Origin of the sequence: Promicromonospora sp. MEB111, assembly GCF_030209445.1 — a bacterium.
GTDB lineage: Bacteria > Actinomycetota > Actinomycetes > Actinomycetales > Cellulomonadaceae > Promicromonospora.
On sequence record NZ_JARVSD010000029.1, the window covers coordinates 1 to 14,374 of the forward strand.

Below are 14,374 nucleotides of genomic sequence, written 5' to 3' on the forward strand. Positions count from 1 at the left end.
GCGCCCGCCGGCCGCGCTCGGGTGCGGGGACGACGATGGGCTCGGCGTGCGTCGCGGCGCGCACCACGGCGTCGATCAGCGCGGCGCCGTCGGCGACGGCGTGCGCGCAGGTGAGCGAGACGACCGACCCGACCACGGGCCCGGCGCCGCCGGCGCCCGGGCGGCCCGCGACGTCCGCGGCGGAGATCCGCCAGGAGAGGCCCCGAGCAGGGTCGAGCGGCACGTCGGCCTGGGCCTGCGCCCAGGCGCCGACGCCGCCCTCGGGCACGGGCGCCGTCTGCAGGTCCAGCACGGGCAGGGTGCCGGCGGGCGCCCAGCGGTGCCGCGCGCCGGGTACGCGGGCGCGTACCACGCGCCGGTGCAGCGCCCCGGCGGCGAGGCGTCCGGCCAGGTCACGCAGCCGATCGGCGTCGAAGGGGCCGTCGAGGCGCCACAGCACCTGGTTCACGGCGGGGCTCGTGCCGCCGTCGTGCCGGCGCAGGAACATGTCGTCGGCGAACTGCAGGCGCAGTGCGGGTGGCGGGTCCGTCACGCTCGTCTCCCCGGTCGGTTCCGGTCCCGGAGGGGACCGTGGGCTTCTGAAGCCCGACCATACCGGGCATTACGGGGGGACTAACTTTCACCCGGCGAATCCGGTATAAAGGTCGCCGCAAGGGGACCGCGGAACTCGTCCGACGTCGTGCTGGCCGTGCCCACAGACCGATCGAGGGACCGACCGCATGGAATACACCGAGCTTTCGGCCTACGACCTGCCCGCCGGGGTCGTGACGTCCTGGACGCCGCGGGCCGACGCCGGACGGTGGCAGCAGGACCCGCGCGACCTCTCCCCGGGGCACGAGGCGCACCTGCGCGACTCCGAGCCGGGCTCCTGGATCGGCTCGGTGCTGCGGGTCCCCGGGCCGTACGAGCCGGAGCCGCTGCGCCGCGCCATCCACGCCTGGGTGAGCCGGCACGAGGTGCTGCGCACCACCGTGACCCGCGACGCCGGCTCCGGCTGGCGGCGCGTGACCGCGCCGGCCGAGGCCGTCGCCGTCCGGGACCTCGTGGTGGGCGACCTGACCGCCGCGCAGGTCACGACCCTGCTGCCCAGCCTGCTCGCCGACGTCTCGCCAACCGCCTGGCCGCACTGCGTCCTGGCCAGCGTCGTGCCGGAGCCGGCGGGCGAGGGCTCCGGGAGCCAGCCCGGCGCCGACGGCTTCGTGCTCGCGTTCGGCGCCGACCACTCGGTCATGGACGCCTACTCCCAGCTCCTCTGGTTCGAGGAGATCGTCTCCCTGTACGACGCCGCCCGCCGGGGCGTGCCCGACGCCGAGCTGCGCGCGCTGGAGGTGGGCTCCCACGTGGACTTCTCCGCCGAGGACCGCAAGCTCGCCATGACGCTCGCCGCCGACGGCGAACCCGTGCACCGCTGGCTCGACTTCCTCGGGCCGGACGCCACCTTCCCGCGCTACGGCGCCGAGGGCGTCACGCACCCGGCCGCCGACGCCGCCGAGGCCGCCCGCCCGCAGGCCTCCCGGTCGGCGTGGCTCGCCACCGCCGACCAGACCGACGACCTGAGCGCCCGCAGCCGGGCGCGCGGCGCGTCCGCCCAGTCCGGCGTGCTGGCCACGTTCGCGCACGCCGCGCGGCGGGTGCACGGGATCGACCGGCTCCGGTTCGTGCTGCCGATGCACACCCGGTACGCGCCGCAGCACGCCGCCGCCGTCGGCTGGTACGTGGGCCTGTGCCCCGTGGACCTCGACCTCGCCGGCGTGGACCCGGTGCTGCGCGAGGTCGACGCGGGCGGGGCCGGCGGGGGCCGTGCCGGTGCGGGCGGGGCCGGTGCGGGCGGGGCCGGCGCGGGCCGGGTGGTCGACGGCAACGCGCTGACCGCCGCCGTCGAGCGTGCGCACGCCGCGGTCGCGGCGGGCAAGCCCCTGGTGCGGTATTCGTTCGCGCGCATCGCCGAGCTGGGCGGCATCACCGACGGCCCGCACCTCGCCGTCTCCTACGTGGACACGCGGTTCGTGCCCGGGGCCGAGCGGTGGAGCACCTGGGACGCCCGCACCCTGCGCAGCCCCGCGTACGGCACCGACGAGCTCTACCTCTGGTTCCTGCGCACGCACGACGGCCTCAACGTCTCCACCCGCTATCCCGACACCCCGGAGGCGCACGCCGCGACGGACGCCCTGATCGAGGAGCTGCGCTCCTGCTTCCGGGCCTTCGGCACCGCCGGCCTGAGCGAGGCGGTCGCATGATCCTCGGCGCCCTGGGCACCTGGTCCCCGCGCGCCGGGCAGGTGGTGCACGTGCGGCCCACTGCGGCGGCGCTCGACGCGGCCCGGCAGGCTCCGGTGGACCCCGGGCCGCCGTCGTTCCTCCAGGGCGACCACCTGCGCGCCTTCGCGGCGCGCCGGGCCTCCGGCGGCCGGCACCGCGCGTGGACCGGTACCGCGTCCCGCCTCGACGGGCCGTTCGACGGCGCCGCCCTGGCCCGGGCCCTGACCCGGTTCGTGCGGCGGCACGAGGGCCTGCGCACCTGGTTCGACGTCGATGCCTGCGCCGACGGCGGCGACGCGGTGCGCCACCTGGTCCCGGCGGACGGCGTCGCCTTCGCGCCCGTGGACGTCCCCGCGCTCTCGCCCGTGCCCGGCATCCCGTGGGACGAGTGGGTGACCGGACACGTCAACGCGACCTTCGACGCCGCGTGCCGCCCCGACTCCTGGGCCCCGTTCGCGCTCGGCGCCGTCGTGACCGACGACGGGTTCGGGCTGTTCTGGGGCTGCGACCACGCGTTCACGGACGGCGGGTCGCAGCTCATGGTGCTGAGCGAGATCGAGGAGCTGTACGGGCAGGAGCTGGCGGCAGGGGACGCCGGGTCGGGCGACACCGGGCCGGGCGACGCAGGGTCGGGCGACGGCGGTCCGGCCGCCGACGGCGCGCCCGGACCCGCGCGTCCCGAGCCCACGACCGCAGGGTCCTTCCTGGACCACGCCCGGGCCGAGCACGAGCTCGCCGCGGCGACCCCGGCGGACGCGCCCCAGATCCGCGCCTGGTCCGACGCCGTGACCGCGCAAGGCGGCCGCCTGCCGCAGTTCGCGCTGGACCTCGGCCTGCCGCCGGGAGAGACCGCCCCGGTGAAGATCCGCTCCGCGACCCTGCTCGACGCCGCCGGCCTCGCGCGCATCGACGAGCTGGCCGCCGCGCACGGCGCCCGGTTCACCGGCGCGGTGTTCGCCGGGATCGCGCTCACGGACGCCCGGCTGACCGGCGCGGCCGACTGGTTCGGCGTCACCGTGGTCGGCACGCGCGGTCCCGGCTTCGAGACCACGCAGGGCTGGCTGTGCAACTTCGCGCCGGTCACGTTCCCGGTGCCCGAAGGCGGCCCGGCGTCCTTCGCCGCCGTCCTGCCCGCCGCCGACACGGCGTTCCGCCAGGCCCGGAAGGTGGCCGAGGTGCCGGTGCACGCGGCGCTCGGCGTCATGCTGGCCGGCGGTGTGCTCGACCCCGCGTCCCTCGGCAGCCCGCAGCTCATCAGCTACCTCGACCTGCGGCGGTTCCCCGGCGTCGGGCGCCCGGCCTACGACAACGGCCTGCACTTCACGGGGGAGGGCCGCACCGCGAACGCGTCCCTGTGGGTCAACCGCGACCACGAGCGGCTGTACGTCGTCACGCAGACGCCGGACACCCCGGCGGCGCAGGCCGCCGTGGACCGCTACCTCGCGGAGCTGACGGCGACGTTCGCCGCTGCCGTCGCCGAGGCCGCCGCCGCGGGTGTCGCTGCGGGTCCTGATGCGGGTGCCGATGCGGGTGCCGCCGTGCGGGACGAGCACCTGGAGGCGACCGGTGCGGGTTCTCTCGGCTGACCTCTGGGAGCCGGCGCCCGGCCGGGTCCTCGCCTGGGACGTCACGCCCGGGGCGGGACGTCGTCCGGCCGCGGCGGCCCTGACCTGGAACCAGCGCAACCACCTCCTCGGCGCCGGCTCCGGCGAGCCGAGCGTGTGGATCACCGCCGCGTTCGACGTCGACGGGCCGATCGACCCCGGGGCGCTGGAGGCCGCCTTCCGTGACCTCGTGGCCGACCACCCCGGGCTGCGGGTCGAGGCGGTCCGGCGGCCCGCGCCCGAGCGGGTGGGCCTCGTGCGGCACGAGGTCGACGGCCTCGTCTGGCGGCGGCACGACGGACCCGTCACCCGCACGGTCGCGGAGACGCGCGAGCACCTGGCGGCCGAGCTCACCCGGCGCTGTGCGCCGTTCGGCTACCCGGCGTTCCTGCCCGCCGCGATCAGCCGTCCCGACCGCTCGACGATCGTGCTCGGGATGGACCACCTGCACACCGACGCCTGGTCCACCACCGTCGTGATCGACGAGCTGGCCGCCCGCTACGCCGAGCGCACGGGTGGCAGGTCCCCCGCGGAGGGGACCGGGCGCCTCGCCGGAGCGCCGTCCGGCGACACGGCCGGACCGCCGCCCGTCGGCGCCGACGACCCGCGCCTCGCGACCTGGCACGGGTTCCTGCGCGACCGCGGCTGGGCGCTGCCCACGTTCCCCCTGCCGCTCGGCGTGCCCGACGGCGAGCGGGTGCCGCAGCGCACCGTCGTGCGCCCGCTGGCCGACGCCGCGACCGCGGGCGACGTCGCGGAGCGCGCCCGGGCGGCCGGCGCGTCGACGTCGGCGGCCGTGCTGGTCACGCTGGCCCGAGCCGTCGCGGACCTCGGCGGCCCCGCCGTCCTGGAGACCCTGCTGCCGGTGCACACCCGCGACGACGTGGCGGCCCGCGGCGCCGTCGGCTGGCACACCACCACGGTGCCGCTGCGCATCGACTCCGGCGCCGGGGGCACTCCCGCGGGGGTTCGGCCCTGGGCCGTGCCCGCGGGCCCCGCCGTCCGGCACACCGTGCCCGACACCGCGCTGGCCGCGACCGGCAAGGCCCTGCGGGCCGCGCGCGAGCTGGCCGCGGTGCCGCTGGAGCAGGTGGTGACGTCGCTGCCCCAGCCGCTGCGGTTCCCGCGGACGGACATCTTCCAGGTGTCCTACCTGGACTACCGGCGCCTGCCGGGGCACGCCGCGGCCGCCGGACGGCGGGCCCACCACGTCTCGGCCGCCACCCGCGCCGACGACCTCCAGGTCTGGGTCTCCCGCTCGGACGACGGCATCGCCGTCCGCGCCCGCATGCCCCGCACCCCCACGGCGACGGAGACGATCGACGCCGTGCTGGACCGCTGGTCGGAGCTGCTGACGGAACACGCCCGAACGGAGGAGTAGTCGCTCTCCCAGGGCTGGGGAAGCGATTACTCCTCCGTTCGATGCTCCGGTGCGACCAGACCCGGCGCTCAGGCGCCCGCGGTGACCTTCTCGGCCGAGGTGAGCTGCGCGGCGTCGTAGTCCACGTCGCCGCCGAGGCTCGGCATCATCGAGGTGAGCTGCGGCTTCCACTCGGCGTACTTCGCGGGGAAGCAGCGCTCCAGCAGGCCGGTCATGGCGGCGACGGCGGTCGAGGCGCCCGGGGACGCGCCCAGCAGGCCGGCGATCGTGCCGTCCTGGGCCGCGACGACCTCGGTGCCGAACTCCAGCACGCCGCCCTTGCCCTTGACCCACTTGATGACCTGGACGCGCTGGCCGGCGGTGATCTTCTCCCAGTCGGCGGGCTGCGCCGTGGGCATGAACCGCTGCAGCTCGTGGAACTTGGTCTCCGGCGCGGCCGCGACCTGCCCGACGAGGTAGCCGGTGAGGTCGAGGTTCTTCACGCCGGCACCCAGCATCGAGAAGACGTTGTGCAGGCGCAGCGACGTGATCAGGCCGAGGTACTTGCCCTTCTTGAGGTACTTGGGGCTGAACCCGGCGTACGGGCCGAACATGAGGTAGCTCTGGCCGTCCACGATGCGCGTGTCCAGGTGGGGCACGGACATCGGCGGGGCGCCGACGTCGGCCTTGCCGTAGACCTTCGCGTGGTGCTGGGCCACGAGCTCGGGGTTCGCGGTGCGCAGGAACTCGCCCGAGATCGGGAAGCCGCCGTACCCGCGCGCCTCCTTGATGCCCGACGCCTGCAGCAGGGGCAGCGCGCCGCCGCCGGCGCCGACGAAGACGAACTTCGCGGTGACGGTGCGACGGCGGGTGCCGGCGTTCCAGGAGCGGTCGTTCAGGGTCAGGCGCCAGCGGCCGTCCCGGAGCTTCTTGAGCCCGCGCACCTCGTGGTTCACGTGCAGCTCGGTGTTGTGCGCGGTGGCGAAGCCGATCAGCTTCCTGGTGAGCGACCCGAAGTCGACGTCGGTGCCCGCGGCGGCGCGCGTGGCGGCGATGGGCTCGTCGGTGTCGCGGTCCAGCGTCATCAGCGGGGCCCACGAGCCGATCACGGCCGGGTCGGAGCTGAACTCCATGTCGCCGAACAGCGGGTGCGCGCTCAGCGCGTCGAAGCGGCGGCGCAGGAAGTCGACGTTCTCGGCGCCGCGCACGAACGTCATGTGCGGCGTGACGTTGATGAAGTCGGTGCCCTCCATCAGGCCCGCGGTGAGCAGGTGGTTCCAGAACTCGCGGGAGGTGTGGAACTGCTCGTTGATCTTCACCGCCTTGGAGATGTCGACGGAGCCGTCCTTGCGCTCCGGCGTGTAGTTCAGCTCGCAGAGGGCGGCGTGGCCGGTGCCCGCGTTGTTCCACGGGTTCGACGACTCGAGTGCCACCTCGTCGAGGCGCTCGTAGATCCCGACACGCCAGGTCGGCTCAAGGATCGTGAGCAGCGCGCCGAGGGTGGCGCTCATGATCCCTCCGCCGATCAGCGCGACGTCGACCTCTTCGGAGGGACGCGGGGCTGTCTGGAGGTAAGAAGTCACGCTCAGAAAGATAGCGCGCTTGTGAAAAGCGGAACGAGCGCTGTGGCATGAATCACGTGATGTGTACCGTGACCTCGCTCACGGTATGAGCGCTGACGGTGATGTCCGCTCTGCGCGCGTCAGCGCACCTCCTGCGGCCCGAGCACGGACAGCAGCCGCAGCTTCTCGTAGCTCTCGCTGCCGGGCAGGGCCGTGTACACGAGCAGCCGGTGCGACTGGTCCGGGCCGAGGAGGGACTGGCAGGTCAGCTCCAGCGCCCCGACCTCGGGGTGCACGAAGTGCTTCACCTCGTGCGGGCGGACGCCGATCTCGTGGGCCTCCCACACCTGACGGAACTCCTCGCTGCGCTCCAGGAGGATCTCGGCGTACCGCGCGGCGCGCGAGCCCGGCCCGCGGACGGTCGCGATCTCGCGCAGTCCCGAGGCGAACATGCGCGTCAGGAACGGGTGCTCCTCGGGCGCGTAGAGCGCACGCGTGGCCGGGTCGGTGAACCAGCGGAACCCGATGCTGCGCTCCGGCCCGGTGTAGCCGGTCGTCTCCCCGGTCAGGGCCACGCCCGTCGGCGTCTGCCGCAGGGTCTCGCCGAGCTCGGTGACGATCTCCGCGGGGGTGTCGTCGAGCCGGTCGAGGATGCGCAGCAGCCCGGGGCTGATGTGCTCGCTGGTGGTGCCGCGCACCGGCGGATGGTGCCCGGCCAGCCGGAACAGGTGGTCGCGCTCGTCCAGCGACAGGTGCAGGCCCTGCGCGATCGACGCGATCATCTGCTCGGACGGTTGGGGTCCGCGCTCCCGCTCCAGCCGGGAGTAGTAGTCGGTCGACATGTTGCACAGCACGGCGACCTCCTCCCGTCGCAGCCCGCTCGTGCGGCGGCGCTGCCCCCGCGGCATCCCGACGTCCTCCGGCTGCAGCAGCTCGCGGCGTCGGCGCAGGAACTCCGCCAGCCCGGTGCGATCGATCACGGTTCCCCCTGTCTCGCGTACGGCTTCTTTCTACCCCGCGCCGGACGACGGAGCCACGGCCCGCCGATCCCCCCGTACGGGGCGGACCCGTGACCCGGCGAGCCTGTGATCGCCAGGCCCTGGATAGGTCCCCGGCGTCCGCCCAGGATCGAGGTCGACGACGAACCGATCTCGACGAACTGATCTCGACCACACGAGGGAGAAGTGCCCATGTCACGCACACCGATCGACATCACCGTGCCGAGCCTGGCCGGGAAGCGCGCGCTGGTCACCGGAGCGAGCGACGGGATGGGGCTGGGCATGGCGACCCGGCTGGCCGCGGCCGGCGCCGAGGTGGTCATGCCCGTGCGCAACCCGCGCAAGGGCGAGGCGGCGGTCGCCGCCATCCGGCGCACGGTGCCCGACGCGCGGCTCTCGCTGCGCACGCTCGACCTGTCCTCCCTGGACTCTGTGGCGGCGCTGGGTGACACCCTGCGCGAGGAGGGCCGGCCGATCCACGTGATGATCAACAACGCCGGCGTCATGCGGCCGCCGACCCGCCAGACCACCGCCGACGGGTTCGAGCTGCAGACGGGTACCAACCACCTGGGCCACTTCGCGCTGGTCGGTCATCTGCTCCCGCTGCTGCGCGACGGCGGCGCGCGCGTCACCTCGCAGGTCAGCGTCGCGGCGCGGCGCGGCAGCATCAACTGGGACGACCTGAACTGGGAGCGCTCGTACGACGGCATGGACGCCTACGCGCAGTCCAAGATCGCGTTCGGCCTGTTCGGACTGGAGCTGGAGCGCCGCAGCCGGACCCACGGCTGGGGTCTCACCAGCAACCTCTCCCACCCCGGCGTCGCGCCCACCAGCCTCCTGGCCGCGCGTCCCGAGCTCGGCCGGAGCACCGACACGCCCGCGGTCCGGCTGATCCGTGCGCTCTCGGCCCGCGGCATCCTGGTCGGTACCGTCGAGACCGCGAAGCTGCCCGCCCTCATGGCCGCGACCGACCCCGCGGCCAGGCCCGGCGCCCTCTACGGGCCGAGCGGCCCCGGCAACCTCGGCGGCCGGCCCGCCGAGCAGGCGATGTACGGGCCGCTGCGCAGCGCCGAGGAGGCCGCGCGCGTCTGGGAGGCGTCGGAGCGGCTCACGGGGGTTCGGTTCGCGGCGGCGGTGGGCGACAACTCGTGAGCCCGGCCGTCCTGCCGTCGCCGTGCCCGGACCGGTCGGACGCTCAGCTCTCCCGGGTGGCCTGAGCGTCCGACACGGTGCTCAGCGGGCGGGCGTCGACGACGGCCACGGTCCCAGCTCGGGCAGGTCGCCCGGCAGCGGCGTCGCCGGGACCCGTCCGGCCAGCCAGGCGGTGACGTCGCGCGGGTCGCCGGCGACGTCGTCCACGGACACGCCGTCGGGCAGCCGGACGGCCAGGAACTCGCGGAGGTGGGCGCACAGCGCGTCGTCCCACGTCTCGTACCCGACCTCCTGCGTGGTGCCGGCCAGCGCGTCGACCGAGTGGATGCGCACCTCGCGCCACCAGGCGAGCAGGCAGCCGGACAGCGGCCCGCCGCGATACCCGCTCGGGGCCTCCCACAGCGGCGAGCCGGGCTGCGGCCAGGCCTCGGCCAGGCTGTCGCGGAGGTCGCCGAGGACGGTCAGGTGCTCGGCCACGGTGCGTCCGGCGCCCGCCTCGATCCCCGCGCTGCGGGCCTCCGGGCTGGCGTAGACCGGCACCACCTCGCCGCGCTCGGCGGCCCGCGCCTGCCCGAGCATCGCCGTGGCCAGGCCCGCGACGTGCGCGAGCACGTGCCCTCGGGTCCAGCCGTCCAGGGTCGACGGCCCGGCGAGGTCGTCGGCGTTCAGCCGCCCGACGGCGGACAGGAGCGCGTCCAGCCCCGCCGCCGCGTCGGCACGGGCGTGGGCGATCAGGCCGGTGCTCGGGCCGGTGCTCGCCGGGGTGGTGCGTGGGAGGGTCGTCACGGGGGTATCCCTTCGTCGGGGCCGATCTGTTCGGCGGCCTGTCAGGCGTGCGTGCGTGTGTCAGCCGCACAGGTCGCCCGGGTGACCTGTACGTCTGACACGTCGGCTGAGGCGGGCGAGCGGCCGGTCAGGGCCACAGCAGGCCGGTCGACCAGCCGTCGGCCGTCGCCCGGTACAGCAGCCGCGTGTGCGGGCCGTCGTCCGGCGCCTGCCAGAACTCGACCTCGGTCGGCGCGAGCACGTACGCGGTCCAGTCCGGGGCAGCCAGCCCGGGGTCGGCGGTGACCGTGCGCAGCGCCTCGGCGAACGCGTCCGCGTACTCCTCCTGCGACCCGAGCGGCTCGCTCTGGTGGTTCACCAACCCCGCGGCGCGCGACAGGTCCGGCCGTGCGAGGAAGTCCGCCCGGCTCGCCTCCGCCCCGGCCGACGCCGCCGTGCCCGTCACCTTGACCTGGCGGCCCAGCTCCGGCCAGAAGAACGTCAGCGCGGCGTTCGGGTTCGCCGCCAGGTCGCGCCCCTTGGGCCCCGTGGACTGCGACGCGAACCACCAGCCGTCCGCCGTCACGTCCTTGAGCACCAGCGTGCGGGCGTGGACCCGCCCGGCGGCGTCCGCCGTCGACAGCGTCGCGGCCTGCGGGGCCAGCAGCCCGCCGTCGATCGCCTGCTCGATCCACGTCACGAACAGGTCGTGCGGGGTGGACGGCGCGGCCGCGGTGTCGAGGACCGGCAGCCCCGGCCGGGCAAAGGTGGGCAGCGCGCGCAGGCGCTCGCGGAGTGTCACGAGTTCTCCTTCTGGTTCGGCGGGCTCTGGTTCAGCGTGCCCTGGTGCGGCGGGTCCTGGTTCAGCAGGCCGACGAAGCCGCGCACCGCGGCGTCGAGCGCGCCGGGATCCCGCGTGGCCCGGGCCAGGACGTACCCGCCCTGGATGATGGCGAGGGCGGCGTGCGCACGGTCGCGGGCGACGTCGTCGGGCAGCCCGGTCTCGCGGAAGATCTGCGTGACGGCGCCGAGCAGCCGCACGAAGTAGGCGGTCACCACGTCGTGCAGGCCGTCGTCGTCCATCACTGCCTGGTCGGCGGTGAGGCGGCCGATCTTGCAGCCGGCCAGCGCCTCGCGCGGCCGTTCGAGGTAGGCGACGAGGCGTTCGACGGCGGGGGAGTCGCCGCCGAGCGTGCGCATCGCGCGCGTCAGCGCGTCGTCCACGGTGGCGCCGACGGCGGTCACGGCGAGGTCGTGCTTGGTGGGGAAGTGGTGGTACAGGCTGCCCTGCCCGACGCCGGACGCCGCCAGCACGGCGCGCGGGCTCGTGGGCCCGACCCCCTGGGCGGCGAAGAGATCCTGCGCGGCGCCGACGAGCCGCTCACGTGCGGATGTGCTGCTGCTCATGCCCGCACCATACCTACCTCCAGGTATGGTGCCAACCTCGGACGGCCAGAGCATGCGTCGAGATCTGGTGGCGCACGGTCAGGTCCCGGTGCGGCCACCAGATCTCGACGACGTCAGAGGAGGGTGAGCACGCCCAGCACGCCCAGCACGCCGACCGCGAGGGCCAGGGCGAGCGAGACCCCGATGAGCACGCTGTGCACGGTGAGGAACGTCGTGGCCCGGCCGTCGGCGTCGCGCGAGCGGGGGTCGGCGACGATGCGCTGCCAGAACCGCGGCCAGATGAGCAGGTTCCACAGCGCGGTGACGATGAGTACGACGGACCAGCCGACAGGAATATCCACCCGCCGATTATCCGCCGCGCCAAACACGGCCCCGACGCGCCCCCGAGGGCGCTCGAGCACAGCGGTTGCTGCCAGGCGGACGCCGGTCGTGGCAGGAAGTGCTGTGGTCAACACCGTCCGGCTGGAGGCGGGCGCCGGCCGGCGTGGGTCAGAAGTAGTCGCGGACGTGGACCTGGCGGCCCGCGAACAGCGCGGTCAGGACGGCGTCGTGGTCCGCCGGGCCGGTGAGGTGGCCCGCGATCCGCAGGTTCGCCGCCGACTGCGCGCCCGGGTACAGCAGCGCCAGCCCGTTCGGGCTGAGCACAGGCCGCTCGTGGTGCGCGTCGTCGACGGCGACGTCGTCCCGCTCCAGATGCGTGACGCCGTCCGAGACCGTGAGCGTCCAGGCGCCCGCGAGATCCTCCGCGCCCCGGACGGCGAACGGCACGCGGGCGCCCTCCAGCGGCGTCGCGAGCCCGCCCAGCGCACCGGCCACGTCCAGGACACGCAGCATGTACGGGTGGGCGGAGTGCACGGTCGTGGTCAGGTCGGGCAGCACCAACCACGCGGGATCCAGGCCCGACGTCGCCACGCGCGCCGTGCCGACCACCGTCGAGAAGCTGCCGAGGGTGCGCCACAGGGCCCGGGCGGCGTCGGGCGTCAGCGCGACGAGGTCGTCGATCTCCATGACCGTCGTGGCCGGCGTGTACCCCTCGCCGCGGGTCCAGCTCGCGAAGCCGACCACCTCGCCCGCGGTGTCGAGGGCCAGCGTGACGCCCGTGTAGTCGGCGAAGAACTTCTCCGGCGGGGTCCAGAACGGCTTCTCCGCCCGCGAGACCGGCCCGTTCTGTGCCCCGGCCCAGCGGCGGTGCACGGCGACGACGGCGTCGAAGTCGGCCGTCGCGGCCCGGCGGGTCACCACGCCGTCGGGCGCCGCCACCCGGTTCAGGTTCTGCAGCGGCACGTCGACGTCGTCGAACGAGCCGACCACCTCGTAACCCATTCGGCGGTAGATGCCCGGCGCGGACGGGAAGAGCGTGGAGAGGACGTCGCCCTGCTCGCGGGCCTCGTCGAGCGCGGTGCGGAACAGGCGCGCGAGGTGCCCGGAGCCGCGCCGCTCGGGCTCGACGGCGACCCCCGCCACGCCCGCCGTCGGCACGCGGGCGCCGTGGAACCACGACGTGAACCCGTAGACGCGCAGACGGGCGGCCAGCCCGTCGCCGTCGAACGCACCCCACTCCCGAAAGCCCGAGGCGGCCCACTCCTCTGCCGTCGGGACCGCGCGGCCCCCGGCAGGCACGCCAAACGCCTCGCCGCCCAGCCGGGTGTAGTCGGGCTGGTCGGCGTACTCGATCCGGCGCACGGTGAGGGTCATGCAGGCGACCCTAGGCAACGGGTGAGGGAGCGGGCGAGCCCAAAAGAAGGACAGCTCAGGCTCTGCTTGTCTGGCGACTGAGCCTGCGGCTCCGCTGCGGGCGCGTGCCTCGTCCCTCGGCCCGCACCCTCCGCTGCGCCTCCGGCACAGTCTCTACGGATCGCGACTGAGCCTGCGGCTCCGCTGCGGGCGCGTGCCTCGTCCCTCGGCCCGCACCCTCCGCTGCGCCTCCGGCTCAGTCGCCGAAGTACGCGACCTGGTCCTCCGCCGGGTGCGGGCGCAGCAACGGGGTGCGCGTGACCTCCAGCGGTTCGGGCGTGAGCAGGCCTTGCAGCTCGGCGTCGGCGGTGCGGTTGCCGGGGGCGAGGCCGTCGTCGGCCACGAGGTCGCGCTGGAACAGGACGGCGTCGCGCCAGGCGCCCAGCTTCCAGCCGATCTTCTCGAACGAGCCCGCGCGCTGGAACCCGACCGCCTCGTGCAGCGCGATCGCGGGGTCGTTCGGCAGCACGATGCTCGCGACGACGCGGTGGTAGCCGCGGCGCGCGAGCCGCGCCAGGAGCGCCTCGTACAGGGCGCGGCCTCCGCCGACACGCTGGTGCTCCGTCGCGACGTAGACGTTGGTCTCGAGCGTCCACCGGAACGTCGGACGGTCCGCGAACGGCTTGGCGTAGGCGAAGCCCACGACCGTGCCGTGCGACTCCAGCACCAGCCACGTCTCGCGGCCGAAGAAGCGCTCGATGCGGCGCGTCATCTCGCGGGCGTCCGGCGGGCGGGTCTCGAACGTCGCCGCCGAGTCGGCGACGAAGGGGGCGTAGATGGCGGCGCAGGCTGCGGCGTCGTCGGGAGTCGCGACGCGGACGATGCTGTCCATGCACGGATCCTTTCGTGTTCCGTGCGGCCAGGATGATCGCAACACTGAATTGACGGCGACCGGCCGAGCGGGTAGATCAGCCGGGCTCGCCGGCTGGCGGCGCGTCCCCGAGCCCGGGCGCCAGGTCCTTCTGCAGCCGCATGACGTCGTGCCACCGGCCGTGCTTCCAGCCGATCTGGTGGAACGTGCCGACCACCTCGAACCCGAGGGCGGTGTGCAGGCCCAGGCTGGCCTCGTTCGGCAGGGCCAGGCCTGCCACCAGCCGGCGGAAGCCGCGCGCGGAGAGCCGGTCGAAGAGCTCCTCGTACAGTGCACGGCCCGCGCCCGTCCGGCGTCGGCCCTGCTGGAGGTAGACGCTGGTCTCGGCCGACCAGCGGTAGGCCTCGCGCGGCGAGTAGGGCGCGGCGTACGCGAAGCCGACGACGTCGGTCGTGCCCGCCTCCAGGGCGACGAGCCACGCGTGGCCGGCCGAGTAGCTCGCGATGCGCCGCGCCATCTCCTCGGCGTCCGGCGGCTCGGACTCGAAGCTGATGTGGGTCTCGCGCACGTAGTAGGAGTAGATGTCGGCGCACGCCGCGGCGTCGTCGAGGGTCGCGGGGCGGATCGTCAGGTCCATGGGGCGATCGTGCCGGATGTTCGGGCGTGGTCGGGACACGACGGGGTCGAGGCCGGCTGCCTCGGGCGAAATCCTGGCGGCGGGGC

General features: G+C 74.8%; 14 protein-coding genes. 4 read left to right on the top strand and 10 right to left on the bottom strand.

The window, feature by feature from the left end:
• Positions 1–532 (bottom strand): hypothetical protein (locus QRN56_RS26800; protein WP_285108452.1); only part of this gene is annotated, 532 nt, incomplete at its 3' end.
• A 187-nt stretch (positions 533–719) separates the two neighbouring features.
• Here QRN56_RS26800 and QRN56_RS26805 point away from each other — a divergent pair.
• From QRN56_RS26805 to QRN56_RS26815, 3 genes are read left to right on the top strand one after another with little or no spacing between them, the layout of a single operon-like run.
• Positions 720–2,237 (top strand): condensation domain-containing protein, encoded by a 1,518-nt coding sequence (locus QRN56_RS26805; protein ID WP_285108454.1) that lies wholly within the window; start codon positions 720–722, stop codon positions 2,235–2,237.
• Positions 2,234–3,844: a condensation domain-containing protein gene (locus QRN56_RS26810; protein ID WP_285108456.1), complete on the top strand. Its 1,611-nt coding sequence runs from the start codon at positions 2,234–2,236 to the stop codon at positions 3,842–3,844. Before QRN56_RS26805 ends, QRN56_RS26810 begins: the two co-directional genes overlap by 4 nt.
• On the top strand, positions 3,825–5,243 hold the full coding sequence (locus QRN56_RS26815) for a condensation domain-containing protein (protein ID WP_285108458.1): 1,419 nt from the start codon (positions 3,825–3,827) through the stop codon (positions 5,241–5,243). The genes QRN56_RS26810 and QRN56_RS26815 overlap by 20 nt, the downstream gene beginning before the upstream one ends.
• A 68-nt stretch (positions 5,244–5,311) precedes the next feature.
• Here the strand turns inward: QRN56_RS26815 and mqo are convergent, their stop codons facing one another.
• Positions 5,312–6,805 carry a malate dehydrogenase (quinone) gene (gene mqo / locus QRN56_RS26820; RefSeq protein WP_285108460.1) on the bottom strand — a complete coding sequence of 498 codons (1,494 nt, stop codon included), beginning with the start codon at positions 6,803–6,805 and terminating at the stop codon, positions 5,312–5,314.
• A 119-nt stretch (positions 6,806–6,924) separates the two neighbouring features.
• Positions 6,925–7,764, bottom strand: coding sequence for a helix-turn-helix transcriptional regulator (locus QRN56_RS26825; RefSeq protein WP_285108462.1), 840 nt, complete (start codon positions 7,762–7,764; stop codon positions 6,925–6,927).
• Between the two features lie 210 nt (positions 7,765–7,974).
• Here QRN56_RS26825 and QRN56_RS26830 point away from each other — a divergent pair, with 210 nt between their 5' ends.
• The gene (locus QRN56_RS26830) at positions 7,975–8,934 is read left to right on the top strand and encodes an SDR family oxidoreductase (protein ID WP_285108464.1); all 960 of its coding nucleotides are present in this window, start codon (positions 7,975–7,977) and stop codon (positions 8,932–8,934) included.
• Between the two features lie 81 nt (positions 8,935–9,015).
• On the opposite strand, the gene QRN56_RS26835 is transcribed toward QRN56_RS26830, so the two are convergent.
• The 7 genes from QRN56_RS26835 to QRN56_RS26865 form a co-directional block, all read right to left on the bottom strand.
• On the bottom strand, positions 9,016–9,720 hold the full coding sequence (locus tag QRN56_RS26835; RefSeq protein WP_285108466.1) for a maleylpyruvate isomerase family mycothiol-dependent enzyme: 705 nt from the start codon (positions 9,718–9,720) through the stop codon (positions 9,016–9,018).
• A gap of 127 nt (positions 9,721–9,847) precedes the next feature.
• A complete protein-coding gene (locus QRN56_RS26840) occupies positions 9,848–10,501 on the bottom strand; it encodes a pyridoxine/pyridoxamine 5'-phosphate oxidase (protein ID WP_285108467.1) in 654 nt (217 codons plus the stop codon).
• Positions 10,498–11,106: a TetR/AcrR family transcriptional regulator gene (locus tag QRN56_RS26845; protein ID WP_285108468.1), complete on the bottom strand. Its 609-nt coding sequence runs from the start codon at positions 11,104–11,106 to the stop codon at positions 10,498–10,500. The genes QRN56_RS26840 and QRN56_RS26845 overlap by 4 nt, the downstream gene beginning before the upstream one ends.
• 113 nt (positions 11,107–11,219) lie before the next feature.
• Complete coding sequence (locus tag QRN56_RS26850) at positions 11,220–11,447, bottom strand: SCO4848 family membrane protein (protein WP_285108471.1); 228 nt, start codon at positions 11,445–11,447, stop codon at positions 11,220–11,222.
• Between the two features lie 148 nt (positions 11,448–11,595).
• A complete protein-coding gene (locus QRN56_RS26855; RefSeq protein WP_285108473.1) occupies positions 11,596–12,801 on the bottom strand; it encodes a GNAT family N-acetyltransferase in 1,206 nt (401 codons plus the stop codon).
• Between the two features lie 235 nt (positions 12,802–13,036).
• Positions 13,037–13,672 carry a GNAT family N-acetyltransferase gene (locus QRN56_RS26860; protein WP_285108475.1) on the bottom strand — a complete coding sequence of 212 codons (636 nt, stop codon included), beginning with the start codon at positions 13,670–13,672 and terminating at the stop codon, positions 13,037–13,039.
• Between the two features lie 76 nt (positions 13,673–13,748).
• Positions 13,749–14,288: a GNAT family N-acetyltransferase gene (locus QRN56_RS26865; RefSeq protein WP_285108476.1), complete on the bottom strand. Its 540-nt coding sequence runs from the start codon at positions 14,286–14,288 to the stop codon at positions 13,749–13,751.
• Positions 14,289–14,374: the final 86 nt, after the last annotated feature.

Excerpts from the sequence above, each read along its gene's own strand:
- QRN56_RS26805 (WP_285108454.1), top strand. The coding sequence starts at position 720 with ATGGAATACACCGAGCTTTCGGCCTACGACCTGCCCGCCGGGGTCGTG.
- QRN56_RS26810 (WP_285108456.1), top strand. The coding sequence starts at position 2,234 with ATGATCCTCGGCGCCCTGGGCACCTGGTCCCCGCGCGCCGGGCAGGTG.
- QRN56_RS26830 (WP_285108464.1), top strand. The coding sequence starts at position 7,975 with ATGTCACGCACACCGATCGACATCACCGTGCCGAGCCTGGCCGGGAAG.
- QRN56_RS26845 (WP_285108468.1), bottom strand. The coding sequence starts at position 11,106 with ATGAGCAGCAGCACATCCGCACGTGAGCGGCTCGTCGGCGCCGCGCAG.
- QRN56_RS26855 (WP_285108473.1), bottom strand. The coding sequence starts at position 12,801 with ATGACCCTCACCGTGCGCCGGATCGAGTACGCCGACCAGCCCGACTAC.
- QRN56_RS26860 (WP_285108475.1), bottom strand. The coding sequence starts at position 13,672 with ATGGACAGCATCGTCCGCGTCGCGACTCCCGACGACGCCGCAGCCTGC.
- QRN56_RS26865 (WP_285108476.1), bottom strand. The coding sequence starts at position 14,288 with ATGGACCTGACGATCCGCCCCGCGACCCTCGACGACGCCGCGGCGTGC.